This window comes from Mesorhizobium sp. BR1-1-16 (genome assembly GCF_020165495.1).
Classification (GTDB): Bacteria; Pseudomonadota; Alphaproteobacteria; order Rhizobiales; family Kaistiaceae; genus Kaistia.
In genome coordinates this window covers 137,544-161,531 of sequence record NZ_JAIUIE010000002.1, presented here as the reverse complement: position 1 = coordinate 161,531, position 23,988 = coordinate 137,544, and the positions used below count along the sequence as shown (strand labels likewise).

At 67.3% G+C, this 23,988-nt stretch carries 21 protein-coding genes and 1 riboswitch; of the genes, 9 read left to right on the top strand and 12 right to left on the bottom strand.

Annotated features, from left to right (window positions below; all coding sequences use genetic code 11):
• Positions 1–2: 2 nt before the first annotated feature.
• Complete coding sequence (locus tag LB518_RS06665; protein WP_224574686.1) at positions 3–869, bottom strand: transporter substrate-binding domain-containing protein; 867 nt, start codon at positions 867–869, stop codon at positions 3–5.
• Between the two features lie 129 nt (positions 870–998).
• Between LB518_RS06665 and LB518_RS06660 the strand changes: the two genes are divergently transcribed.
• Both LB518_RS06660 and LB518_RS06655 read left to right on the top strand, forming a co-directional pair.
• Positions 999–2,789, top strand: coding sequence for a glycosyltransferase family 2 protein (locus LB518_RS06660; RefSeq protein ID WP_224574684.1), 1,791 nt, complete (start codon positions 999–1,001; stop codon positions 2,787–2,789).
• An 86-nt stretch (positions 2,790–2,875) separates the two neighbouring features.
• Positions 2,876–3,229, top strand: coding sequence for a DUF1428 domain-containing protein (locus LB518_RS06655; protein WP_224574682.1), 354 nt, complete (start codon positions 2,876–2,878; stop codon positions 3,227–3,229).
• A gap of 64 nt (positions 3,230–3,293) precedes the next feature.
• Here the strand turns inward: LB518_RS06655 and pdeM are convergent, their stop codons facing one another.
• From pdeM to LB518_RS06640, 3 genes are read right to left on the bottom strand one after another with little or no spacing between them, the layout of a single operon-like run.
• On the bottom strand, positions 3,294–4,028 hold the full coding sequence (pdeM, locus tag LB518_RS06650) for a ligase-associated DNA damage response endonuclease PdeM (protein WP_224574680.1): 735 nt from the start codon (positions 4,026–4,028) through the stop codon (positions 3,294–3,296).
• A gap of 31 nt (positions 4,029–4,059) precedes the next feature.
• Positions 4,060–6,615 (bottom strand): ligase-associated DNA damage response DEXH box helicase, encoded by a 2,556-nt coding sequence (locus LB518_RS06645; RefSeq protein WP_224574678.1) that lies wholly within the window; start codon positions 6,613–6,615, stop codon positions 4,060–4,062.
• Between the two features lie 55 nt (positions 6,616–6,670).
• Positions 6,671–8,017, bottom strand: coding sequence for a sensor domain-containing diguanylate cyclase (locus LB518_RS06640; RefSeq protein WP_224574676.1), 1,347 nt, complete (start codon positions 8,015–8,017; stop codon positions 6,671–6,673).
• A 218-nt stretch (positions 8,018–8,235) separates the two neighbouring features.
• Between LB518_RS06640 and LB518_RS06635 the strand changes: the two genes are divergently transcribed.
• Positions 8,236–9,255 carry a ligase-associated DNA damage response exonuclease gene (locus LB518_RS06635; protein WP_224575724.1) on the top strand — a complete coding sequence of 340 codons (1,020 nt, stop codon included), beginning with the start codon at positions 8,236–8,238 and terminating at the stop codon, positions 9,253–9,255.
• On the opposite strand, the gene LB518_RS06630 is transcribed toward LB518_RS06635, so the two are convergent.
• On the bottom strand, positions 9,234–10,169 hold the full coding sequence (locus LB518_RS06630; RefSeq protein ID WP_224574674.1) for a DMT family transporter: 936 nt from the start codon (positions 10,167–10,169) through the stop codon (positions 9,234–9,236). The two genes, LB518_RS06635 and LB518_RS06630, sit on opposite strands and share 22 nt — an antisense overlap.
• An 87-nt stretch (positions 10,170–10,256) precedes the next feature.
• Positions 10,257–10,405, bottom strand: a riboswitch (FMN riboswitch).
• A 106-nt stretch (positions 10,406–10,511) separates the two neighbouring features.
• On the opposite strand from LB518_RS06630, the gene LB518_RS06625 reads away from it, so the two are divergent.
• The 3 genes from LB518_RS06625 to LB518_RS06615 are packed head-to-tail and all read left to right on the top strand — an operon-like array spanning position 10,512 to position 12,971.
• Complete coding sequence (locus LB518_RS06625; RefSeq protein WP_224574673.1) at positions 10,512–12,137, top strand: cisplatin damage response ATP-dependent DNA ligase; 1,626 nt, start codon at positions 10,512–10,514, stop codon at positions 12,135–12,137.
• A gap of 32 nt (positions 12,138–12,169) precedes the next feature.
• Positions 12,170–12,667 carry a GNAT family N-acetyltransferase gene (locus LB518_RS06620; protein WP_224574671.1) on the top strand — a complete coding sequence of 166 codons (498 nt, stop codon included), beginning with the start codon at positions 12,170–12,172 and terminating at the stop codon, positions 12,665–12,667.
• Positions 12,668–12,698: 31 nt separating this feature from the next.
• Entirely contained in the window at positions 12,699–12,971 is a 273-nt protein-coding gene (locus tag LB518_RS06615; protein WP_224574669.1) for a DUF6460 domain-containing protein, read from the top strand.
• A 4-nt stretch (positions 12,972–12,975) separates the two neighbouring features.
• On the opposite strand, the gene LB518_RS06610 is transcribed toward LB518_RS06615, so the two are convergent.
• From LB518_RS06610 to LB518_RS06600, 3 genes are all read right to left on the bottom strand, one after another.
• Positions 12,976–13,746: a TIGR02186 family protein gene (locus tag LB518_RS06610; protein ID WP_224574667.1), complete on the bottom strand. Its 771-nt coding sequence runs from the start codon at positions 13,744–13,746 to the stop codon at positions 12,976–12,978.
• A complete protein-coding gene (locus LB518_RS06605; protein ID WP_224574664.1) occupies positions 13,743–14,672 on the bottom strand; it encodes a sulfite exporter TauE/SafE family protein in 930 nt (309 codons plus the stop codon). Before LB518_RS06605 ends, LB518_RS06610 begins: the two co-directional genes overlap by 4 nt.
• Before the next feature lie 163 nt (positions 14,673–14,835).
• Complete coding sequence (locus tag LB518_RS06600) at positions 14,836–18,084, bottom strand: hypothetical protein (protein ID WP_224574662.1); 3,249 nt, start codon at positions 18,082–18,084, stop codon at positions 14,836–14,838.
• A 343-nt stretch (positions 18,085–18,427) separates the two neighbouring features.
• Here LB518_RS06600 and LB518_RS06595 point away from each other — a divergent pair, with 343 nt between their 5' ends.
• Together LB518_RS06595 and LB518_RS06590 are read left to right on the top strand one after the other, a co-directional pair.
• On the top strand, positions 18,428–18,886 hold the full coding sequence (locus LB518_RS06595) for a MerR family transcriptional regulator (protein ID WP_502845795.1): 459 nt from the start codon (positions 18,428–18,430) through the stop codon (positions 18,884–18,886).
• Positions 18,887–18,912: 26 nt separating this feature from the next.
• Positions 18,913–19,398 carry a hypothetical protein gene (locus LB518_RS06590; RefSeq protein ID WP_224574659.1) on the top strand — a complete coding sequence of 162 codons (486 nt, stop codon included), beginning with the start codon at positions 18,913–18,915 and terminating at the stop codon, positions 19,396–19,398.
• Positions 19,399–19,404: 6 nt separating this feature from the next.
• On the opposite strand, the gene pip is transcribed toward LB518_RS06590, so the two are convergent.
• The 3 genes from pip to LB518_RS06575 all read right to left on the bottom strand — a co-directional run bounded on the left by pip (position 19,405) and on the right by LB518_RS06575 (position 23,261).
• Positions 19,405–20,373 carry a prolyl aminopeptidase gene (gene pip, locus LB518_RS06585; protein ID WP_224574658.1) on the bottom strand — a complete coding sequence of 323 codons (969 nt, stop codon included), beginning with the start codon at positions 20,371–20,373 and terminating at the stop codon, positions 19,405–19,407.
• On the bottom strand, positions 20,370–21,929 hold the full coding sequence (locus LB518_RS06580; RefSeq protein WP_224574657.1) for a hypothetical protein: 1,560 nt from the start codon (positions 21,927–21,929) through the stop codon (positions 20,370–20,372). Before LB518_RS06580 ends, pip begins: the two co-directional genes overlap by 4 nt.
• Positions 21,930–22,025: 96 nt before the next feature.
• A complete protein-coding gene (locus tag LB518_RS06575; protein ID WP_224574654.1) occupies positions 22,026–23,261 on the bottom strand; it encodes an amidohydrolase family protein in 1,236 nt (411 codons plus the stop codon).
• 205 nt (positions 23,262–23,466) lie between these two features.
• Here LB518_RS06575 and LB518_RS06570 point away from each other — a divergent pair, with 205 nt between their 5' ends.
• Positions 23,467–23,664: a hypothetical protein gene (locus tag LB518_RS06570; protein WP_224574652.1), complete on the top strand. Its 198-nt coding sequence runs from the start codon at positions 23,467–23,469 to the stop codon at positions 23,662–23,664.
• Here LB518_RS06570 and LB518_RS06565 read toward each other — a convergent pair whose 3' ends face one another.
• Entirely contained in the window at positions 23,665–23,856 is a 192-nt protein-coding gene (locus tag LB518_RS06565) for a hypothetical protein (RefSeq protein ID WP_224574650.1), read from the bottom strand. It abuts the gene before it with no gap.
• Positions 23,857–23,988: the final 132 nt, after the last annotated feature.

Below are 23,988 nucleotides of genomic sequence, written 5' to 3'. Positions count from 1 at the left end.
GGCTAGAAATAGCCGATCGGAAAATAGCGCAGATAGAGTTCGGCGAAGACGCCTTTGTCATAGACCCGGTCCAGCGCCCAATCGATCGCGTGGCGAAGGTCCGGCTTGTCCGGCGGCAGCGCGATCGCGAATCCTTCGCCGAAGAAACGCGGCTCGATATAGGCGCCGCCGACAAAGCGGCAGCAGTCCTTTTCTGCCGCCGATTGCAGGAAGAAAGCCAGCGGCAGCCCATCGCCGAAGACGAGGTCGGCCTTGCCCGACGCCATCGCCTCGGTTGCGAGTGGCTGCGTCTCGACCGAGAGGCGTTTCGCCTTGGGAAAGAAGGCGGCGAGATAGGCCTCGTGTGCGCTGCCTGCGACGACCGCGACCGTCCGCCCGGCGAGAGCCGCCGGCGTGACGTCAGCCTCCGGCCATGATGCCGGACCGACGAAACGCCCGGCGGGTCGCAAATAGACATCCGAGAAGGCCAGGGTTTCGCGCGCCTTGGCCGTGATGGCGAGACCGGCGATCGCGGCATCGATCCGCCCCTCGCCGATCGACGCCGCGAGGCTGTCGAAAGGCCGCGCCTGCATCGTGCAGGTCACAGCGAGTTCGGTACAGATCGCGCGGGCCAGATCGACATTGAAGCCGGTCAGCGTGCCGTCGGGCCCGACGAAGCTGAAAGGCGGAAAATCGGCCGAGGTTGCAAAACGGATGCTGGTCACCGCGTCGGCCGGCGGACGGTCTAGCCTGCGGTTCGGGTCGAAGAAATCGGGGATAACGACGGCCGTTCCGGCATTCTCGGCGGCGCGCGCATGCATATCGCCCCATGACGGCAGGACGATCAACACGCCGAGCAGCGCGGCGCGAATTGCCAAGGACGCATACATCTGGAATAACTCTCGGTTGCAGGATCGACTGTCTGCAGGCGCTGTCTGTACGACTTCGATCGGAGTGAACGATATGGCGGTACGATAGTCGAGGGGCTGCTCTTTCGAGAGCACCAGCCGGGGGCGCCGTTGAATTTCCGCGAACAATGGCTGGCCCCCGGTAGCGGGACTTCTCTGGAACGGCGGAGACCCGAGACCGGCCAATCCCTGACGGCCCGTGCCGCCGCGCTCGGGCTTTCGTTCGATCCGCGACCCGAACGCAATGGTTTCCGCGCCGAGGCCAACAGCCATGGCGACATCGACGAGATTTCGGCGGCTATTCGTGCCGGTCGGGCGGTGACGGCCGTTCGCAACGGCGAAGCGCGGCTGTTCTTCGCTCCCGATGCCAGGGACTTCCAGCTGCTGGCGGCCCGCATCGCCGAGCAGCCCGGCCTTCGCGACCGTATCTCGATCACGACGCCGGCGGCGATCCGCCGCCTGCTGCTGGCCGCGAACCAAAAGCCACTCGTTGCCCATGCCATCAACGCGCTCCAGCGCCTGCGACCCGATCTCTCGGCGCGGCGCCTTCTTACGCGGCCGCAGATCGTCGTCCTTGCCGTCCTCCTCCTGGGCATTGCCGCCGCGATCTTCCTGACGGGATGGGTCGCGATCGCCGTGCTCGATATCCTGGCGGGCCTTCTGTTCCTCGGGGTCATCCTCATTCGCATGCAGGCGATCACCGGCGTTGCGCATCGCGCCCGGCAGCGCCCGGCCGAACTGCCCGACACCGATCCGGCGAAGCTGCCGATCTATTCGGTTCTGCTGCCGCTGCATCACGAGGCGCACATGGTTGCCGATCTCGTGGCGGCGATGGACCAGTTGGCGTGGCCGCGGGAGAAGCTCGACATCAAGCTCATCGTCGAGGCGGACGACCGGGCGACCATCGCCGCAATCATCGCGCTGCAGCTTGCCGCGCCGTTCGAATTGATCCGCGTGCCGCCGTCGGGACCGCGCACCAAGCCGAAGGCGCTCGCTTACGCCTTGCCGCTGGTACGTGGCGACTATGTCACCGTCTATGATGCGGAGGACCGGCCGGATCCGTTGCAGCTTGCCGAGGCGCACGCGGCCTTTGCCGCGGGCGGGCCCGATCTCGCTTGCCTGCAGGCGCCGCTTCTCATCGACAATGCCGATGCCAACGGGCTGACAGCCCTGTTTGCGCTCGAATATTCCGTGCAGTTCGATGGCGTGCTGCCGCTACTGGCGACGTTTGACCTGCCGCTGCCACTCGGCGGCACCTCAAATCATTTCCGCCGCGCCGCGCTCGAGTGGATTGGCGGCTGGGATCCCTACAACGTCACCGAGGATGCCGATCTCGGCGTCCGTCTCGTCCGGTTCGGTTATCGCGCGGCGATGCTGGAGCGCCCGACCTATGAGGAAGCGCCCGCGACGGTCAAATCGTGGCTGGCCCAGCGGACCCGCTGGCTCAAGGGATGGATGCAGACCGTCCTGGTCCATTTGCGCGCGCCGCAACGTCTCCTGCGCGAGATCGGGCCGAAGCGCTTCGCGGGTTTCATGCTGACCTCGCTCGGCTCGCTGGTCGCCGCGGCGGTGCATCCGCTCTATATCGCGACGGCGCTGATGATGCTGGTCGATCCGGCGCGCCTGTGGCGGGCCAACAGTCCGCTCCTGGCCGGCATGGCATTCCTCAACCTCTTCAATCTCGTCGCCGCCTATTTTGTCTTTGCGCTGCTGTCCCGCCAAACCTATCGGCTGCGACGCCAGAACCGCCCGGCAGGCGCCCTGATCTATCTGCCCGCCTATTGGGTGCTACTCTCGATCGCCTGCTATCGCGCGCTCTTCGAGCTCATCATCGCACCGCATCACTGGGCGAAGACGCGGCATGTCGGCAGGCGTCGCCGAGGACGCTCCCCGACGGCATGAACGCGGACGCAAAAAGATTGCGGCCTGTGTCGGATCATCCGCTTCCCGGCCGTCCTTGAAGGTACCCGACGATTGAGGAGGATCGAATGACCTATGTCGACGGCTTCATTATCGCCGTACCCAATGCTCATCTCGACGAATACAAGAAGATGGCAGCGACCGCCAATGAGGTCTGGAAGGATCACGGCGCGCTCAGCTATGTCGAATGCCTCGGCGACGATGTGCCCATGGGCGAACTGACTTCGTTTCCGCGTGCCGTTCAGGCGAAGGACGACGAGATCATCGTCTTCTCGTGGATCACCTATCGCGACCGTGCCCATCGCGACGCCGTCAATGCCAAGGTCATGGCCGACGAACGCCTGAAGGGCGTTATGGAAAACATGCCCTTCGATGGAAAGCGGATGATCTATGGCGGCTTCACCGTCATGATCGAGAGCTGATCGGCCGTCGACTGGACCATCCGTCGTGGATCATTTCATCGCGATGACGATGAGATGATCCCGGTCACCCTGTCCGCGCCTCGCCGACCAGCTTGCGGCCGGCGATGGGATGGACGTCTGTTCCGAGCATGAAGGCGTGAAAGGCGCGGCCCTCGAAGAGCGGATGGAAAGCCGCGTCGAGGACGTTGAGACCGCCGGCCAGCGCGCCGAAGGCCGGCATGACCAATCGCTCGCCATTCGCCGCGAAACAGCGCCGCCGCACCGAGCGACCGCGGCCGACGATGCGGGCGGACGGATGCAGGTGGCCGGCGATTTCACCGGTGGCCCGCCCCGGACGTGGCGCGTGGCGGAAGGTCAGCGGACCGATCGAAAGTTCGCTCGTCGCCCAGCCGCCGAGGCCGCGCGGGGGCTCCGGGTCGTGGTTGCCGGCAACCCAGATCCATTCGGTCGCTTCGGTCAAAGCCGTCAGCGCGGCGCGGTCGGCCTCGCCGAGGCGGCCGCCCGCGCCGCGATCATGAAAGCTGTCGCCGAGCGCAATCACCCGCGCCGGCTTCAAACGGCGGACCAGCGCAGCGAGCCGCTTCAACGTCGCGGCCGTGTCATAAGGCGGCAGCATCTGCCCGCGCGCCGCGAAGGCCGAGCCCTTCTCGAGATGCAGATCGGCGACGACCAGCGTCGATGCCTCGGCCAGATGCAACCCGCCTTCGACGGTCAGCGTCAGCCGCATGCCGGCGACAGCCCATTCGGCTGGCCGGGCTTCTGCCGCATGCATTTCAAGGGCGGTTTGGCGGAAGATCATGCGTCGATTCGCGTTTCGTTCTCGCGCCATCCTAAGAGCGCGGGATTCCCGCCGGCAAGCCCCCGCCGGCAAATGTGCCGAGATAGGCTTCGCCCATGGCCTCGCGGACGAGATCATCGGCGTTCTCGCGGATGATCTCGTCTGCGGCCGAACCGGCGACGCTTTCCTTGCCGATATCGAGCATGACCGGCACGGCCAGCGGCGAGATGTGATCGAGCGGCTGGTGCAGGATGGAGCCCTCGACGCGCATCAGCATGTCGGAGAGACGCGCGACGTCGAGCAGGCCGGTGGCCGCATCGGCCCAAGTGGCCCGCAGCAAAATGTGATCCGGCTCATGGCTCCGGAGGACATCATAGATGAGGTCGGTCGAGATCGTGACCTGGCGCCCGGATTTCTCCCTGCCCGGATGCCGGCGCTCGATCAGGCCTGAGATCAGGGCGCAGGAGCGGAAACTGCGCTTCAGCAGATAGCTTTCGGCGAGCCAGGCATCGAGGTCATCGCCGAGCATGTCCGGCGCGAACAGATCACCGAGCGCCGGGTTGCCCTTGGCAAAGGCGCCGCCCATATCGCCGAGCCCCCAGATGGCCAGCGCATAGTCGGACGCGACGAAGCCGAGCGGCCGCAGCTTTGCGCGCTCCAGCCGCCGCGTCAGCAGCATGCCGAGCGTCTGATGCGCCAGCCGCCCCTCGAAGGGGTAAGCGACCATGTAGAAGCGATTGCCGCGCGGGAAAGTCTCGACCAGCAATTGATCAGCACCCGGCAGGACCGAGGCTTCCTTCTGGATGCGCAGCCAGTCGGAGACCTGGTCCGGCAGGCGGCTCCAGCTGCTCTCGTCGGCCAGCAGACGGCGAACGCCATCGGCGAGATAGGTCGAGAGTGGAAACTTACCGCCATTATAGGAGGGTACTTTCGGCGCCTCGTCATGGGTGCGAGAGACGACAACGACATTGTCGCGGATGCCTTCGAGCTTCACGACGAGCCCGCCGAACAGGAAGGTATCGCCCGGGGCAAGCTGTTCGGCGAAATATTCCTCGACTTCGCCGAGCACGCGCCCGCCCATGCCGATCGGGCCGCCGTTCCGGCGCGAGGCAAGCCGCACCTTCAGCAAGGGCGCCTCGACGATCGTGCCGACATTCAGCCGATATTGCTGCGCGACGGCGGGATGGCTTATCCGCCAGAGCCCGTCCTTGCCGGCGCGGATCTTGGCGAACCGCTCATAGCTCTTCAGCGCATAACCTCCGGTCGCCACGAAATCGACGACCCGATCAAAGCTCTCGCGGTCGAGACCGGCATAAGGCGCCGCCGACGTCACCTCGGCATAGAGCGCATCGGCGGAGAACGGTGCGGAACACGCCATACCGAGCACATGCTGCGCCAGCACATCAAGCGCGCCGGTCCGGAGGCGGGGCGTGTCCTGCGCGCCGGTCAGGCTCGCCTCCAGCGCGACGGTGCATTCCATGACCTCGAAGCGGTTGGCCGGCACGAGAACGGCCCGCGAGGGCTCGTCCATCCGGTGATTGGCGCGGCCGATGCGCTGGGCAAGCCGGCTCGCGCCCTTCGGCGCGCCGACATTCACCACAAGATCGACATCGCCCCAGTCGATGCCGAGATCGAGTGTCGAGGTGCAGACGACGCAGCGGAGGCTGGACGCGGCCATCGCCGCCTCGACGCGCCGGCGCTGGCCGACATCGAGCGAGCCGTGATGCAGCGCGATCGGCAGCGCATCCTCGTTGATGCGCCAGAGTTCCTGGAAGATGCGCTCGGCCTGGCTGCGCGTATTGACGAAGACCAGCACCATGTGACTCGCCTTGATGGCCGCATAGATCGCATCCATCGAATGGACGGCGGAATGGCCGGCCCAGGGAATGCGGTTCTCGGTCGGCAGGATGGCGACGTCGGGCGTGGCGCCGCCCTTGACGATGACGAGATCGGCAAGGTTCGGCGGCGCATCGGCCTGTTGCGGCATCAGCCAGCGCCGGAGATCGTCCGGCTCGGCCACGGTCGCCGAAAGGCCGACGACACGCAGGCTCGGACGCAATTGCCTGAGCCGCGCAAGGTCGAGCGACAGGAGATCGCCGCGCTTGGCCGTCACCAGCGAATGCAGCTCATCGAGAACCACGGTCTCGAGCGTATCGAAGAACCTCGGGGCATCGGGATTCGAGAGCAGCAGCGCAAGTTGCTCGGGCGTCGTCAGCAGGATGTCGGGCGGGGCGAGCTTCTGGCGCTGGCGCTTGTGGGCCGGCGTATCGCCGGTGCGCGTTTCGACCGAAATATCGAGCTGGAGCCCCGCGACCGGCGTCTCGAGATTGCGGGCGATGTCGACCGCCAGCGCCTTCAGCGGCGAGATATAGAGCGTGTGGATGCCCGGGCGGCGGCTGCGCTTCGGACGCGCGGCAAGCTCGACCAGGCTGGGCAGGAAGCCGGCCAGCGTCTTGCCGGCGCCGGTCGGCGCGATCAAAAGTGCCGACCGTCCCTCGCTGGCCTTTTCGAGCAGCGCGATCTGATGCGGCCGCGGGGACCAGCCGCGCTGCGCAAACCACTCGGCGAACGGCTTTGGCAGAAGATCGGCGGCTGTGCTCACCGGCAAGAGGTAGGGCCGATGCCGGTGGAAGTCGAGCCGGCGGCTGACCGGAAAAGCGCAATCAGCGCGTGGCGAGCGTCTGGCAAAAGCGATAGGTGCGGCGCCCTGCCGATTTCGCCTCGTAGAGCGCCTTGTCCGCCGCGGCAAGAAGCTCGTCGGGATCGAGCCCGCAATCCGGAGCAAAGGCGATGCCGATGCTGAGCCCGACCTCGATGGTCTGGTCGCCGGCGGTGACGGGCGCCCGCATGGTCTCGATCAATCGTTCTGCAAGTGCTCCCGCTTCGGCATCGTCCGCCCCGACGGCACCGATCAGAGCAAATTCGTCGCCGCCGAGACGCGCCACGACATCGCCCTGCCGCGCCACGGCCTCAAACCGCAAGGCCGCCTCCCGCAGCACCGCGTCGCCCGCCTGGTGGCCGAGACTGTCATTGATGTCCTTGAACCGGTCGATATCCATCCACCAGAGCGCGAAGCGCCGTTCTCCCGAGCCTGCCTGTGAGAGACCGGCCAGCAGGCGTTCGCGGAAGAGCTTCCGGTTGGGCAGGCCGGTCAGTTCATCACGGTTCGCAAGCTGTTCGAGACGCGCCTCGATCGCCTTGCGCCCATCGATCCCGCGAACCGAGACGACATAGCCGTCCGGGTGACCGGTCTGCTTATCATGCGTCAGGCGGATATGGGCCTCGATCCAGGACCACGCGCCTTCCTTGTGCCGCATGCGCAGCTCGATGCGGCCGACATCGAGATCGCCTGCGCGCACCTTTCCCATCAAGCGACCGAATGTCGGGACATCGTCGGGATGGGCGATGTCGATCGCGCGCCTGCCGACCAGTTCCTCCGGCTCATAGCCCAGCAGTTCCCGGATGGCCGGCGATACATAGAGCCGGATGCCGTCGAGATTGCCGCGAATGATGGTGTCGGTCGATGTTTCTGCCAGAAGGCGGAAGTGCTCTTCCTGAAGGGCCGCCGCGCTTGCGCGCCTTTCAAGGCGCCACAGTCGATCGGCGAGCCGAGCGAGATCCTGCAGACGCCGCATCTCTTCGGCGTCGAGCGAGCGACGTCCGGCATCGAAGAGCGCCAGGCGTCCGCCGCCACTGAAGCTGCAGCTCGCGACAAGCGCGAGATCGTCGGCATTCCCGGAATTCAATGCTTCCGGCGCCGCGGCCGCTCCTGACGGAATGCCCATCGCCGACAGGATCGCAGATGTCGCGCCCGCTCCGACGTGCTCGGCGACGTCGATACGGCGTCCGTCCGACCCGAATGCGATAGCCGCAGCGCGAACGCCGAAGAGGCGCCGTGCCGTACGGCAGAGCGCGTCATAGGAGCTGTCCGTCTCGAAGGAATCCGTGTCCGCCTCGCCTCCGGGGTTCGGGGCACCGACTTGCCGCGTTGCCCACTCCGCTGTGTTCATCGACTGCGGCTGGCTCCTCGGCCATGGTTTGGAGGGGGCATCGCGACAGCAGCACTGACGGTTTGATCCAGATCAGATCTATCGCGTTTCCGCTTTACAGCAAGTTTCCAGATTTGCCACGATTTATGCGATTCCGCGACCAAGGAGAGCATTCCGCAGGTTCGCCCGCGCCCGCCCCTCCTTCCCGCCACCAGACGAGACCCTATCTACGCGTCATGATCCGCCCCGAGGACCTTCTCGCGCCCGGACCGGACGGGCTCTACTGCCCGCTCGGCGGGTTTCACGTCGACCCGATCCGGCCGGTCGAGCGGGCGCTGATCACCCATGGCCATGCCGACCATGCCCGTTCGGGCCATGGCGCCGTGCTCGCCACCCGCGAGACGCTCGCCATCATGGCGGTGCGCTATGGCGAGGATTTTGCCGGCCAGCAGCAGGTGGCGGTGCCGGGTGAGCGGATGACCATCGGCGACGTCACCGTCTCGTTTCATCCGGCAGGCCATGTGCTCGGCTCGGCGCAGATCGCCGTCGAAGGCAAAGGCTGCCGCATCGTGGTGTCGGGCGATTACAAGCGGCGGCGCGACCCGACCTGCGCACCGTTCGAGCCGGTCGCCTGCGATGTCTTCATCACCGAGGCGACGTTCGGACTGCCGGTGTTCCGTCACCCCGACGATGGCGAGGAGATCGGCAAGCTCCTCGCCTCGCTCGCCGCCTTTCCGGAGCGCGCGCATCTCGTGGGCGCCTATGCGCTCGGCAAGGCGCAGCGCGTGATCAAGCGGCTGCGCGAGGAAGGCTATGACGAGACGATCTATATCCACGGCGCGCTGGAACGGCTCTGCGCGCTCTACGAGGCCGAGGGAATCGATCTCGGGTCCCTGGCGCCGGCGACGCTTTCCAGCGGCAAGCGCGGCGAGAGCGCGGCCTTTGCCGGCGCTGTGGTGGTCGGGCCGCCCTCGGCCTTCGCCGATCGCTGGGCACGGCGGTTTCCCGATCCGGTGCCCTGCTTTGCCTCTGGCTGGATGATGATCCGCCAGCGCGCCAAGCAGCGCGGCGTCGAACTGCCACTGATCATCTCCGATCATTGCGACTGGGACGAACTGACCGCGACCATCGCCGAGATCGGGCCGGGCGAGGTCTGGGTGACGCATGGGCGCGAGGAAGCGCTGGTGCGCTGGTGCGAGCTGGCGGGCATCAGAGCCCGCCCGCTCCACCTTGTCGGCTATGAGGACGAGGGCGACTGACCGGCAGCAAGCGTCGGTTCGGATGCCCGGCTTTCGCGCCAGAGCAGGAACAGCGACGCCCCGATGATGAGCGCGGCGCCGATCCACAGCTGTGCCGTCGGCAACCAGCCGAACACCAGCCAGCCGGCAATGACATTCAGCGGCAGCTTCACATGGTCGAAAGGCTGCACATAGGCAGCGTCCGCGCGTGAATAGGCCAGAATCAGAAAGGCCTGCGCCGCCGCCGTCAGCACGCCGACGGCAAGGATTGCGATCCAGCCATCGGCCGAGGGCAGCGCGAGGCCGGCGGGCAGCGCCAGCACGAAGTTGACCGGCGCGAGCAACAGCAGCAGCCATGCAGCGACCGCCTCAGGGCTATCCTCCACCAGCAGCCGCTTCTGCACCAGCGAGACCCCGGCCCACAGCACGGCGGCAGCGAGCGGATAGAGGCTGGCCATCGTGAAGGTTTCCGCGAACGGATCGAGGATGATCAGTCCGCCGGCGAAGCCGATCGTCACCGCCAGCCAGCGCTCGATCGAGACGCGCTCGCCAAGCAGGAGCGCCGCGCCGAGCGTGACAACGAAGGGCGAGGTCATGACGAGCGCGACGGCCTGGCCGATCGGCACGCCATGGGCAAGGCCGGCCACCCAGGCCTGAACGCCCAGCGCGGCCAACAGCACGCGCAGGGCCTGAAGCCAGGGCCGGCGCGTCGCAAGCGACGGCAGGCCGCGCCGCAACGCCCAGGGCAGCACGGCGAGCAGCGCCACGGCATATTGCAGGAAAGCGGCCGTTGGCGCGGGAATGCCGAGCTGCGTGGTGGCGATCTGTTCCAGCGTGTTGACGCCGGCGAAGGCGACCCCGGCCGCGACCATGAAAAGAGCACCGGCAACCGGCGCGGGAAGAACGGGAGATGCTGTGAGTGTGGTCTGACTCATGTTGATCCTCGAAAGGTTGGACAACACGAAATCAGGGCAAAAGCGAACGCACGCGTCCCGGCCGCAAGGCCGGATCGCATGCATGGCGCTTGTTCTCTTCCATCCGGACTATACCGTCGGCTTCGGATTTCGACCGAATCTGCTGACCCCTTCCTGGGAAGGAAGGGCGCTCGCGGGCTTACAGGTGATGCCTGCCTACCGCCGGTGGGGAATTTCACCCCGCCCTGAGAACGAGGTTCGATCAACGACCGAACCGCCGAGATTTAAGGCCGCCGGACAAGGTTCGCAAGAACGTCGATGCTCAGCCTTTTCAGCGGCCCGGAAAACCATACCTAATGGGGCATGGAAGCCTTCGCCGCCCTGCTCGACCGTTTGATCCTGACGCCTTCGCGCAATGCGAAGCTGAAGCTCCTGACAGACTATTTCCGCGTGACGCCGGACCCCGACCGTGGTTTCGCGCTCGCCGCATTGACGGGCGAACTCGATCTTCCCGCGGTGAAGCCGGCCATGCTGCGCGCGCTGGTCGCCGAGCGGATCGATCCGGTGCTCTTCGCCTATTCCTATGACTATGTCGGGGATCTCGCCGAGACCATCGCGCTGGTCTGGGGCGTGACGGCATCCCCCGCCGAGCGCGCAGAGCCGGCTCCGCCCTCGCTCTCCGCGATCGTCGAAACGATCGCCGCTTCCTCGCGCAGCGAAGGTCCGAGGCGCGTCGCAGGTTTCCTCGATGCGCTCGATGCCACCGGGCGCTGGGCGCTGCTGAAGCTCGTCACGGGCGGATTGCGGATCGGCGTCTCGGCCCGCCTCACCAAGCAGGCGCTCGCCGATCTCGGCGGACATGAGGTCAACGCGATCGAGGAGCTCTGGCACGGGCTGCGTCCGCCCTATCTCGAATTGTTCGCCTGGCTCGATGGCAAGGCGGAAAAGCCCGTCTCCTCGGCGCGCGCGCCGTTCCGCCCGGTGATGCTGGCGCAGCCGCTCGACGAGGCCGACCTCGCGCGGATCACGCCGCAGACCTATGCGGCGGAGTGGAAATGGGACGGCATCCGCGTGCAGGCGGTCTCGGACCATGGCGTCAGGCGACTCTATACCCGTACCGGGGAGGATATCGGAGACGCCTTTCCCGATGTGCTCGACGGGCTGGACATCGATGGCGCGATCGACGGCGAATTGCTGGTCGGCCGGCTCGAGGGCGAGATCATCAATGCCGGCAGCTTCTCGGAGCTGCAGCAACGGCTGAACAGGAAGAGCGTCTCGGGCAAGCTCGTCATCAGCCATCCCGCCTTCATCCGCGCCTATGACTGCCTCGTCGACCAGGGCGAGGATATCCGGCCCCTGCCCTTCCGCACGCGCCGCGAACGGCTCGAGCGGCTGGTCGCGACCTCGCTCGCCAAGCGCATCGATCTCTCCCCGCTCATTCCCTATGACGGCGCCGAAGCGCTGATGGAAAAACGCTCGGCACCGCCGGCAGCGATCATCGAAGGGCTGATGCTGAAACGCTGGGATTCGGTTTATGAGCCGGGCCGGCCCAAGGGGCCGTGGTTCAAGTGGAAGCGCGATCCCTATACCGTGGACGCCGTGCTGATGTATGCGCAGCGCGGCCATGGCAAACGCTCGTCCTTCTATTCGGACTATACGTTCGGCGTCTGGAAGTCCGGAGCCGAGGGGACGGAACTGGTCCCGGTCGGCAAGGCGTATTTCGGTTTCACCGACGAGGAACTGGCCGAGATCGACCGCTTCGTGCGGCGCAACACCACCAACCGCTTCGGACCGGTGCGCGAAGTGGTGCACGAGGCCGATCGCGGGCTGGTGCTCGAAGTCGCCTTCGAGGGCCTCAACCGATCGACACGGCACAAATCGGGTGTCGCGATGCGTTTCCCCCGCATCGCGCGGCTTCGATGGGACAAGCCGCCACGCGAGGCGGACCGGATCGAGACGCTCGAAGCGCTGCTCGCGGAGGCCGATTGACAAGCGATGGACCGGCGGGCACCAAGTTTGCGATGAACGCATCCAGCGCCAACCCGACCGCGATCCGTCCCTTCATGCCCGGCGACGCAGAAAGTGTCGCGCGGCTCATCGTACCGATCCAGCGGGAGGAATTCGGCATCACGATCACCTATGAGGAACAGCCTGATCTCCGCGATATCCCTGCCTTCTATCAGCGCGGTGCCGGCGGCTTCTGGGTGGCGATCGGGCCTGGCGGCGTCGCCGGCACGATCGGGCTCTACGATATCGGCGAGGGCGACGCAGCCCTGCGCAAAATGTTCGTCGCCGCCGCCCATCGCGGTGACGGGACGGCGCGGCGACTGCTCGACCATCTGGTTGCGCATGCACGCCAGCAGGGCCTGCGCCGCATCGTCCTCGGCACGACGGATCGCTTTCTTGCCGCACACCGCTTCTACGAGAAGAACGGCTTCGCCGAGATCGCGCCCGAAGACCTGCCCGCGGCGTTTCCGCGCCTTGCCGTCGACAGCAAGTTTTATCGGCTCGCGCTATGATCGGGAGCGATTCGGGCGCGCGGAGACAGTGATGAACGGCCTACAACGCTTCATGGGCGGCTCGCCCGCACAGGTGCTGCTGCGCCTCATCGTCCTGTCGCTCGTCGTCGGCATCGTGCTGTCGGCGCTCGGCATCTCGCCCTATGACATCCTGGCCCGGCTCGAAGCCTTCGTGCGGCGCATCTGGAACATGGGCTTCGGCGCCATTGGCTGGATCTGGAACTATTTCCTGCTCGGCGCCGTGATCGTCATCCCGGTCTGGATCGTCATCCGCCTGCTCAATCTCGGCCGCGGCAAAGCCTGATCGATCAGTCGCGGCGGAAGAGTACGCCGGCGAGCCAGCCGGTCACGAGCGCCAGCGCGATGCAGATCAGGCCATAAAAATAGCCATTGCGGCGGGCGAGATCGAAGGTGAACTGCTCGAAGCCGGTCTTGGCGATGCCGAAGGCCGCGTTGCTGGCAGCCAGCATGGCATTGTCGCGGAACAGGAAGACCGAGACGCGATAGGTGCCGACCGGCACATTGGCCGGGATGTCGACCGTTGTCTGGAACACCGACGCGCCGGGGAATGTCACGCCGTAAGGCGCATCCCGGTAGAGCCCGGCCTCGCGCTTCAGCCGCACGAAGGCCTCGCTGAATACCTCGTCGCCGGGCTGAGGCCGTCCCTCCCGCGCGCGGAAGGTGAGGTTATCGAAGCCGATCTGGTAACGCATCAACGCTTCCTTCGGCGCGATCTCGTCGAGCGGCCGCGAGGAATGCACCGCATAGAAGGATGGCATGTCGAGATAGGTGCGGGCATCCCGGTTGAGCCAGATGCCGGCGACGCGCTCCTTGCGGCGCGTGACCAGCGTCTCGTCCGGGCCGCGCACCACCACCACGACATCATAGACGCCGCCACGCGAGATGGTCCCCGCATCGCGCTCGATCGCCCCGAACACCGTGACGCCGGTGCCGGTGAAGCTCGACGAGATCTTCACATTGTCGGTCGAGAGCGCGACGACCAGTTGCTCGGCGGCCGCGGGCCGGAGCGCCAGCAGCGTCATGCCCGCCAGCAGGGCGAAACGGCCGACCGCGTTCACCTGGCATCCCCGGCGAGCGTGGCCAGAGAAAAGAGTTCGTCCGGGGTCGATACGAGATTGACGAGGAAGCGGATGCCGACCGCGAGGACCAGCAGCGCCAGCATGGCGCGAAGCTGTTCGCCGCCGACGCGGGCGCCGAGCCGCGCGCCGAACTGCGCGCCGATGACGCCGCCGACCATCAGGATCAGCGCCAGAACGCCATCGACGGAGTGATTGTTGCCGGACTGCAGCAGCGTCGCCACCGCCATCGTGCCGATCATCTGGATCAGCGAGGTGCCGACGACGATGCTGGTCGGCACGCGCAGGATATAGATCAGCGCCGGCACCAGGATGAAGCCGCCGCCGATGCCGAGCATCGAGCCGAGAATGCCGATCCCGATCCCGATCGCCAAGATCGGGACGATGCTGACATAGAGCTTGGAGCGCTTGAAGCGCATCTTGAACGGCAGGCCGTGGATCCAGCCATGCTGGCCAGGCCGGCGCAGCGGCGCCGGGCGGCCACGGCGCGTGTTGATGATCGAGCGGATCGATTCCCAGAGCATCAGCCCGCCGACCAGGCCGAGAAACGTCACGTAGCAGACGGAGATGATGAGATCGAGCTGACCGGTGCGGCGCAGCAGCGTGAAGATGCCGACGCCGATCGTCGAGCCGACGATACCGGCGACGACGAGCACGCCGGCAAGCTTGAAGTCGATCAGCTTGCGGCGCCAATAAGTCAGCGAGGCCGAGAACGACGAGGCGACGACCTGCGCCGTGGTGCTGGCCACCGCGACCGCCGGCGAGATGCCCGAAAAGATCAGCAGCGGCGTCAGCAGGAAGCCGCCGCCGACCCCGAAAAGCCCCGACAGAAAGCCGACGGCCGCCCCCATCCCGAAGATGAGGAACATGTTGACCGGCAGTTCGGCGATGGGGAGATAGATCTGCACGACGCCTGACCGCTGGCGGTCCGGGAAGCCCGGGGGAGGCTTCTCAGGGCGGGACCGCCGCTCCGCCCGATAAACAAGCTGACCCGTCGCCTGTCAACGCGAACGGCCCATCGATGGCCGTCCGATTGGATGTCTCCGCAGGCGCCGCCGAAAGTGGCGTCGGTCAGCCCTTATCGTTCGTCAAGCTCGCCCCGGCCAGCGGCGCGACGGTCGACGCCGTCTGCATCCATTCCGCCTTTGGCACCGGCTCGCTATTGGCGCCCGCGTTCTGCGGCCGCGGGGCGAAGACCTGCACGGCGGCACGCGCACTGGCGAGCTCACCCGGCTTCAGCGCCTTCGCGACCTCGTCGCGACGCTTGCCGGCATCGGTATCGCCCTGCGCCGCCGCGAGGGCGAACCATTTGTAGGACTGGACCAGATCGACGCCGAGGCCGAGCCCGCGCGCATAGAGGACGCCGAGATTATACTGGCTGTCGGCGACGCCGAGATTGGCGGCTTCGATGAACAGCTGCGCCGCGGCCGTATAGTCGGGCGCGCCCGTCGCACCTTCGCTGATCATGACGCCGAGATTGTGCACGGCGCGCGCATTGCCCTGCGCGCTGGCCTTCCGATACCAGTTCTCGGCCTCGGCCGGATCGCGCTTCACGCCCTCGCCGCGCTCATAGAGGCTGCCAAGCCGATACTGCGCGATCGCCAGGCCGCCCTTCGCCGCGCGGCCGTACCACTGCGCGGCCAGCTGCACATCCTGGCGGACACCGAGGCCTTCCGCATATTGCTTGCCGAGCTCGAAGGCGGCGGCCACGTCGCCGGCATTCGCGTCGCGCTTCACCAAGGCGACATTGAGCGCTGGCGGCGGCTCGGCGGCCGGAACGACGGCAACGGCCGGCATCGCGCTCATCGGGCTCGCCATGGCGCTGGCCGGCTCGAAGGCGAGCGCCGCGTCCGCGGCAGGCGCCACCAGGTCCGGCTTGGCAGCGAGCGCCGACGAATCCGTCGCCGGGGCCGGCGCGGCAGCCGTGGCGGCGGGCGCCGCAGCGGGGACGGATGCGGCCGCCGGACGGGCGGGCTTTGCCGGAACCGATGCGGTCGGCATCAGGTCGAGGGAGCCCTCGTCCGTCAGCGTCGCGACGCGCTCTCCGATGGAGGGCCCATATTGGACGGCGCCGAGCGCGAGCACGACGGCGGCGATCGCCAACATGATCGGGCGGCGGCGCGAGCGGAAAACCTGGCCGATGCGGGCGAGCGGGCCGGGACGCGCCTCGGCCTCGTCCCTGGCGCCTTCCTCCAGCGCGGCAAGCGCAGCCTTGCGCTCGGCCTTGCCGGCCCTGGCGGTCTCCGCCTGTGCGGCCTGCGCGGCGCGACGGGCGGCGGCGATGAAGTCGGCCTTGCGATCGCCGGGACGGGCGGCGGCGTCCTCGCGGGGGTCTTCGGCGGGGAAGAACTCGGAGCGCAGCGTGAGATCGGGCTTGCCGGATCCCGGCGCGAGCGGGCGATGGTCCTCCGGCAGCTCGGCGTAGCGGCGGGGGGCCGGATCGAGCTGCAGGCCGCGCTCATCGGCCTCGAGCTGTGTGATGCGCTCGACGACCTTCGCGAGCGTATCGTGCACGGCTTCCAGCGTGTCGTGATTCTGCCGGTCGGAATGCAGCGCCGCCGTCTGGAGATTGCGGAGGTCTTCTCGCAGCGCCCGGATCAACGCCTCGTCGGGATAGCTCGGCAGCTGGCCGGCGAATTCGCTGAGCGTCGAGCGCGCAGCGTCGCGGGCGGCCTCGATGGTCTCGCGGCGCGTGTCGCCAAGCAGCGACTGCATCCGATCGAGATTTTCCTCGACCTTCGTGAGCGCATCGGCGCCCGGCGCCACGCCCGAGAACTTCTCGGCCAGCGAAGCAACCTGCGCCTCGAGCTGGGCGAGCGTCTGGTTGTCGTCACGCCGCGTGGCGGCGTCCAGCCGCTCCATCAGTGCGTGCATCTGCTGGTCGATCGCATCGAAGCGAACGGGCTCGCGCTCGACGATATGGTCGCGCAGGCCGGAGATTTCCCCGCGCAGGCTGTCGATAGCAGCAATGGCGGCCACTGACGTGTCAGCACCCGGATGGAGGCTCGGCAGTTCGACGATTGCGTCGAAGCGCCCGGACAGCGCGTCGATGCGCTCCTCCAGCCGGCTGAGCGCCGCCTCGCCGCCGATGCCGCCGCGCGAGGCCACAGCCTCGAGCATGCCATGAATGGCTGCGACCTGTTGTTCCAGGCGGATCATCAGGACCGGATCGGTGCCCTTGGCGAAGCCATCGACCTCGCGCCTGATGGCGGCGAGCTCGCGCTCGATCGGCGCCAGATCGACCTTGTCGCGCGGGATCGACGCAAGCCGCTCGATCGTCTGGCGCAGTTCCGTGATCTGGCGCTCGGCGCCGGTGTCGACGCGGGCGGCGGCCAGCGAAGCGATGCCGTTGCGGATATCTTCCAGTTCGCCTTCCATGGAACGGAACGGCTGGGCGCGATCGATGAGCCCGCCGAGACGACCGACCTCGTCGGCAAGCTGCTCGACACGGCCGCGCTCCGGCACCCGGCGGACGATGTCGTCGAGCCGCTCGATGACATGGCCATAGCCCGACTCGATCGACGCAAGCGTCGTCTCGCGCGCCGAAGCATCGATTGCCTGCCGGATATCGGCGAGATGCTGGCGCAATTCGTCAAAGAGCCCGGCGCCCTCGCGCGGCATCGTCTCAAGGCGCGCCGCGAAATCGGCGCGCAGCGCCTTGTCCATCTCTTCACTGCGCCGGGCCTCGGTGCCGATCCGGCGGCCGAGCGTCGCGATATCGTTCCGGAGCGCCGTGATCGCATCCTCGATGGCGATCGAATCGACGGGGGCAAGGCGGCCGGCCTCGCTATCGATCGCCTGCTGGCGCGCGGCGATTTCGGCAATGGCGGAGCGGAATACGGTGGGCGGCTCGACGCGTGGTGGTTCGGCCCGTGACGTCTCGGCCCTCGGCGGCTCCGAACGCGGCGCGGCGGCGGGGGCTGCCTGCGCGGCGGCCATCTGGCTGGCGATCGCGGCAAGGCGGGCTTCGATCTCGCCGAGGCGGTCGCCCTCGACACTTGGCGTTTCGACCGGCGGATATTCCTTTCGCGACGGCTCCGCGCGCGGCGGTTCCGGGCGAACCGCATCCTCGACCGGCTCCGGACGCGCGAAATTCGCGCGCTGCGGCTGCACCGGCGGGGCGGCGCGCTGACCGGCGCCCCGACGGGCGGCGCCTTCGATCGCGTCGATCTGCTCCGTGATGCTTTCGACCAGCGCCGACAGCGCCGCGATCCGTTCCGAACTCGGCCCGCGCCGGCCGCTGCCGGCATCGCCCGCCGAATAAACGGGCTGTGCCGTCGCCGATCGCGCCGGTCCGAAATCGGATCTCGTGCCTGTCATCATTGCCACCCGACCCCCGAGCCTGCCTCTGCGGCGACGCGCCTCGTCATCGGATCGGCACGCATCGGCCCAGGCGGCGATGCCGGGATCCGACGCGGCGACGACGCGGTTGATCGCCTTTGCCCGAGCATTGGCAAATCATGGTAAACAACGCGTTAATCATCCATTTCGAAGTTGAGAGACAGGTAAGGTCCCTTAACGACGCGGTCCGCTCTCGGCGCTGTTTTGGCGCCAATGGCAGGTCCCGGACATTGACTCCGGCGCGAAGACTTGCCACGGCGCCATGCGATGACGAAATTGGAGCAAGGGCGCCGATCCGGCGCACTCGCAGGAAAGAGACTCGATGAGCGTGACGCGGCTGGCGGACATGGCGCGCGACGACGTGGACGGTACGGGCATTCCCGACGGGAACCGCCAGACCAGCTTCACGATCGGCGATCTCGCGCGCGAGTTCGACGTCACGCTGCGGACGTTGCGTTTCTATGAGGACAAGGGCCTGCTGAGCCCGCGGCGCGAAGGTCCGAACCGCATCTATTCGCGTCGCGACCGCGGCCGCCTGAAGCTGGTATTGATGGGCAAGAAGGTCGGCTTCTCGCTGACCGAGATCAAGGCGATGCTTGATCTGTATGATCTCAAGGACGGCCAGGTTCCGCAGATGCGGCTGGCGCTCGGCAAGTTCAACGAGCAGATCGCCATTCTGGAGCGGCAGAAGATCGACATCGAACGGGCGATCGAGGAATTGCGGCGCACCGTCAGCGTCGTCAACGGCCTGATCCGGCAGAAAGAGACGAGCGGCAGCTGACGCGCCCGTCTCTTCAAGGAGGGTTCATGCAGCGATTGCCAATGCTCGCGCTCGCCGCGATGCTCGTCATTCCCGCCGTCGCGACCGCGCAGGACGCCGCGCCCGCGATGCCCGATGTCGCGGCCGACACGTCCCGGATCGGCCGCTACACGATGGTCCCGGCCGATGGCGGATTCGTGCGGCTCGATACCGAGACCGGGACCGTCTCGCATTGCCGGCGCGAATCGGAGGCGATCGACGCGCCCTGGCGCTGCGCCGCGATACCCGAGGCGGTGCTCGGCGAACCGGGACGGCTTGAGGCGCTTGCGACACGCGTCGACACGCTTTCGGCCGAGGTCGGGCGCCTCAGCGCCCGCCTTGAGACGATCGAGCACGACCGCATCGAACCGGTCACGAGCGGCGATCCGGATTTCGACCGCGCGCTCGGCTTCAGCAGCGAGCTGATGCGCCGCTTCTTCGGCCTCATGCACGAGATGAAGAGCGGCGACGCTCCGGAGCCCGCGAAGCCGTGATGCCTGTCAGTCCTTGAAGCGCTCGGTGGCGGCGACGAGCGCGGCGAGAATGCCCGGCTCCGACATCGCATGACCGCCATCGGGCACGATCACCAATTCCGCTTCCGGCCAGGCTCGGTGCAGATCGATCGCGTTGGCGACCGGCGTGCAGAGATCGTAGCGGCCGTGCACGATCACGCCGGGGATGCCCTGGAGGCGATCGGCATTCGCAAGCAACTGGTCATCGCGATCGAAGAAGCCGCGATTGACGAAATAGTGCGCTTCGATGCGCGCGAAGGCGACGGCATAGTGAGGATCGCCGAAGGCAGCGACGCGGCCGGGATCCGGCAGCAGCGACAGCGCGCCACCCTCCCACATGCTCCATTGCCGTGCCGCCGAAAGCCGCGCGGCCTCGTCGCTGCTGGTCAGCCGGCGGTAATAGGCGGCGATGAGGTCGTGGCGCTCGGCCTCGGCGATCTCGTTGCGGAAGGGCTCGAACGCCTCCGGCAGCAGCCAGGATGCACCTTCCTGATAGAACCAGAGCAGTTCGCTACGGCGGAGCATGAAGATGCCGCGCAGGAGCAGTTCGGTGACGCGCGCCGGATGAGTCTCGGCATAGGCGAGCGCCAGGGTCGAACCCCATGAGCCACCGAAGAGCTGCCAGCTGTTGATGCCGAGATGCTTGCGGATGCGCTCCATGTCGGCGACGAGATCCCAGGTCGTGTTTTCGCGCAATTCGGCATGTGGGGTGGATCGCCCGCAGCCGCGCTGGTCGAACAGGATGATCCGGTAACCCTCGGGATCATGGCAGCGCCGCATCATCGGACTGCAGCCGGCGCCCGGACCGCCATGGATCATGATCACCGGCTTGCCGAGCGGATTGCCGCATTCCTCGACATAGACCTCGTGCAGTTCGGAAACCTTCAGGCGATGGATGGCATAGGGCTCGATCGCGGGAAAGAGCGGCGGGTTGCGGTCAGGGGCATCGGCAGTCACGGGTGGAAGGCTCCAGGGTTCGAAGATGGATCGGGCATCGGGGTGGGATCGACAGCGGCCGCACCCTGCCGACGACGGGCAAAAGTCACGGCGAGGACAACGGCAAGGCCAAGGATAGCGCCGGCAGCGCCCGAGGCCCCGATCGGAAGTCCGAACCAGCCCGTCGGGCCGAGCACCGTCGGGACGATGCGCCCCATGCCGACAACCGCGCCCACGCCGGGCGCGAACGCCGCCACCGCGCCATTCAGGCCCGTGAAAGCCAGGCCCGCAGCGATCGCGGCAGTCGCTGCGGGCCCTCGTACGGCCGGAATATTCCAACCGGCGATCAACACCGGGCCGAGCCCAGCGGCGGCGAAGGAAAGCCCGACACCGGCGAGGGTCGCGATGCCGGCGCCGCCGCTGCCGATCCATGACGCCGCCATGGCAGCAGCGAGCATGGCCAGCCGGGCGACGAAGGCGCGCCGACCGGCCGGCGCGTCGCGCTCCCCATGACGGGCATAGAGATCTTCGGCAACGATCGCGCCGAATGCCGCAAGGCCGAGCGCCAGCGTAGCTGCCGCGGCCGCGAGGAGACCGCCGGCCAGAAGCAGAGCGGGCGCCGCGCCGAGCTCTGCATAGGCGGCAAGGTTCAGCACCAGCCCGGCCGGATTGACAGCCGGATCGATGCCGGCGAGGCGGCCATAGAGCGCATAAGCCGGGGCGGCGAGCAGCACAATGACTGCGAGGGTGAAGGGGCCGCGACGCCGGGGCTGGCGCGCTTCCGTCGGGGTCGCAAGGGTCGGCAACACGGCAACGCCGACGATCAGAAGCAATGCCAGCACGACCGCGGCCGAAGGCGGCATCGCTGTCGGCGCCGCAAAGACGCGGCCGTCGAAGAGCGCCAGCCAGGGCAGGATCGATCCCCCCGCCTCATGTCCCGCAGCCGCGACCGGCGCAACGAAGGCAAGCGCCAGCACCGGTAGCAGCCCGGCCGCCATTGCGATCGCCGAGCGCCGTCCTCCGGCGAGGGCTGCCAGCGCCGCCGCGCCAATGACGACATGGCGCGCCACGGGCATGTCGAGGCCGAGCATCTCCCTGAGGATGACCCCAGCGAGCCCGGCCTCGCCCGCAAGCAGCGGCAGCAGGGCGGCAAGGCAGGCGAGCGCTGCGAGAAGGCCGGCAGCAGGGCCGAACCGCGCACGTACGGCGCCGGCGATCGTCACGGCGCCGGTACGGCCAAGGGCGGGCGCTACTCCGAACAGCGCGATGGCGCCGCCGGCCAGAAAGCTCGCGATCAGCACCAGCCCCGCGAGACCGCCGAGCCCGATGGCCATCGGCGCCGCGACGAGCGCAAGCGCCGAAACGAGGACTGCGCCCGACGCGCCACTGGCGGCGAGCGCCTGCGTGCCGATGACGTCGCTAAAGGTGAGGCTTCGCGCCCGCAACGCCAAAGCGAGGCCGGCGGCGAGCGGCACGGCGGCGAGGACATCCGGCAGCGGCAGCGGCGTGCCGAAGCGATCGATCGCCGCGGTGATGCCGACAGCGACGAGGACGAGCGCGAAGACCGCGCCGCTCAAACTGCCTCGTCCCGCTGCCACATCCGCCTCGTGGTCCCGATCGTCACGGGGATCGGACAGGACGCCGCCCGCCTTGTCAACGACGCGCGCAATGCTTCAGGCGCTGGTGGGCTCGATCAGCCGCGCGCGCGGTCGATCGAATGTCTTCACGCCGCGCTTGAACCCCATCAGAACAGGCGCGATGCGGGCGACGGCGTCCGCCTCGCCCTTGGCGTCGATCACCACCATGTCGGCCGGGTTGCCGACGGCGATGCCATAGCCCTCGCAGCGCATCAGCCGTGCGGGCTGGTGGGTCACCATATCGAGGCAGAGCGCCATGTCGGCCTTGCGGCTGAGCTGGGCGATATTGGCATAGAGATTGGCCATCCGGTTCAGTGAGCAATCGCCGAACGGCGTGAACGGGTTCATGACATTGTTGGTCGCGAGCGAGCAGGTGACGCCAGCGCCGGCGAGAAGATGAGCCGGGGCGACGCCGCGCGGCACGCTGTGATCCCGTCCACGGCCCATCAGGAACAGATCGGTGGCCGGCAGCACGGTCACCGCGACGCCGGCGCGCGCGAGGCGGGCGGCATAGAAGGCGACCCGCTCAGGCGGCATGGCGGAGAGCTTGGTGACATGGCCGACCGCGACCCGGCCCTCCCAGCCGTTCAGCTCGGTCGTAGCGATGACGGCGTCGAGATGGGTCCAGCTCGGGTCGAGATCGAAATCGATGTGGAAATCGACATCGAGGTCGAAGCGGCGGGCGATGGCGAAGATGCGGGCGATCTGTTCCTCGGGATCGCTGTCGGTATAGGGACAGCCGCCGACGAGATCGGCACCCTCGCTGCAGGCCTTGATCAGGAGGTCTTCGGCGCCGGGATCGTTGGTCAGGCCCTCCTGCGGGAAGACGCAGATCTCGAGATCGACGGCAAAGGCATAGTCGCGCTTCAGCCGCTGCAGCGCATGAAAACCGCGAAGGCCGATGCGCGTATCGATCTCGGCATGGGTGCGGATGCGCATGGTGCCCTGCAGGATCGCCATCCTCAGCGTCGCTTCTGCGCGGGCATGGATGTCCGCCTCGCTGAAATCGGCCTTGAGCCGCGCCACCTCGCCGATCGCCTCGGCCAGCGAGCCCTCAGCGCGGCAGCGATCGAGGATGCAGGCCTTGTCGAGATGGATATGGCTGTCGACGAAGCCGGGCACGACGAGGGAGAAGCCGGCATCCTCATGCACGCGCCCCGGCCCGACATCGGCACCGATCGCCGCGATCAGCCCCTCCTCGACCGCGATCGAAACGGGCCCATCCGAAAGCGCTGGCACGAGAGCATGGTCGAGGACGAGATCGAAGGGCATCGGAACTCCGCGATAAGGGACGTCACGAGCCTAGCCGATTTCCCGCTATCCCTTCCTGCTGCAAATATTCGCGGCCTGCTTCAAATGGGCGCCCCGGGTTTCGGTTTCTGCCACCAGAGGCGGCAGGCCCCGCACAAGCAAATGACGAAATGGACGGACGGCGCGCTTCGTGCTCTCCTCCCCGCCCGACACAAGGAGACCCTCCATGACGACCGACAAGAGCGAGATCGCGGCCCTCGAGCAGGAGATCGCGGATATCCGCGCCAACCTGATCGAACTCACCGAACAGGCGGCGGCGCTTTCGGGCGCGGGCGACGAAGATCTCGGCGCGCGGCGGATCGCGCAGCAGCAGGCCGAGCTCGACCGCCTGACGGCCAAGCGCGACGCGCTTCAGAAGGGCTGATCAATAGGCGGCGGCGCGCTCGATCATCGGCACCAGTTCGAGATCATAGAACTGGCGATCGGCATCGGAGAGCGCCGCCGCACCGTCATTGATCACCAAGCGCAGGACCGAATGGGCACGCGAGGGGCGATGGATGCGGCCCTGCGCCATGAGCTGTTCGAGCGCCGAGGTCAAATAGATCTTTCTGAGCATCTGCCGCTCCCGGTCCGAGGCGTTTCCCCGAGAGATTGCGGCCAGGATGGTTAGCGATACGTTAAGGTCACGCTTCGTTTACCAAGCTGCGGGGGGACGCCGTGCGCCCGCCGCCTCGTCTCGCCGGCCATG

Excerpts from the sequence above, each read along its gene's own strand:
- LB518_RS06640 (WP_224574676.1), bottom strand. The coding sequence starts at position 8,017 with ATGAACACAGCGGAGTGGGCAACGCGGCAAGTCGGTGCCCCGAACCCC.
- LB518_RS06595 (WP_502845795.1), top strand. The coding sequence starts at position 18,428 with ATGAGCGTGACGCGGCTGGCGGACATGGCGCGCGACGACGTGGACGGT.
- LB518_RS06565 (WP_224574650.1), bottom strand. The coding sequence starts at position 23,856 with ATGCTCAGAAAGATCTATTTGACCTCGGCGCTCGAACAGCTCATGGCG.
- LB518_RS06655 (WP_224574682.1), top strand. The coding sequence starts at position 2,876 with ATGACCTATGTCGACGGCTTCATTATCGCCGTACCCAATGCTCATCTC.
- LB518_RS06570 (WP_224574652.1), top strand. The coding sequence starts at position 23,467 with ATGACGACCGACAAGAGCGAGATCGCGGCCCTCGAGCAGGAGATCGCG.
- LB518_RS06575 (WP_224574654.1), bottom strand. The coding sequence starts at position 23,261 with ATGCCCTTCGATCTCGTCCTCGACCATGCTCTCGTGCCAGCGCTTTCG.
- pdeM (WP_224574680.1), bottom strand. The coding sequence starts at position 4,028 with ATGATCTTCCGCCAAACCGCCCTTGAAATGCATGCGGCAGAAGCCCGG.
- LB518_RS06590 (WP_224574659.1), top strand. The coding sequence starts at position 18,913 with ATGCAGCGATTGCCAATGCTCGCGCTCGCCGCGATGCTCGTCATTCCC.
- LB518_RS06600 (WP_224574662.1), bottom strand. The coding sequence starts at position 18,084 with ATGACAGGCACGAGATCCGATTTCGGACCGGCGCGATCGGCGACGGCA.
- LB518_RS06615 (WP_224574669.1), top strand. The coding sequence starts at position 12,699 with ATGAACGGCCTACAACGCTTCATGGGCGGCTCGCCCGCACAGGTGCTG.
- LB518_RS06630 (WP_224574674.1), bottom strand. The coding sequence starts at position 10,169 with ATGAGTCAGACCACACTCACAGCATCTCCCGTTCTTCCCGCGCCGGTT.
- LB518_RS06620 (WP_224574671.1), top strand. The coding sequence starts at position 12,170 with ATGAACGCATCCAGCGCCAACCCGACCGCGATCCGTCCCTTCATGCCC.
- LB518_RS06625 (WP_224574673.1), top strand. The coding sequence starts at position 10,512 with ATGGAAGCCTTCGCCGCCCTGCTCGACCGTTTGATCCTGACGCCTTCG.
- LB518_RS06665 (WP_224574686.1), bottom strand. The coding sequence starts at position 869 with ATGTATGCGTCCTTGGCAATTCGCGCCGCGCTGCTCGGCGTGTTGATC.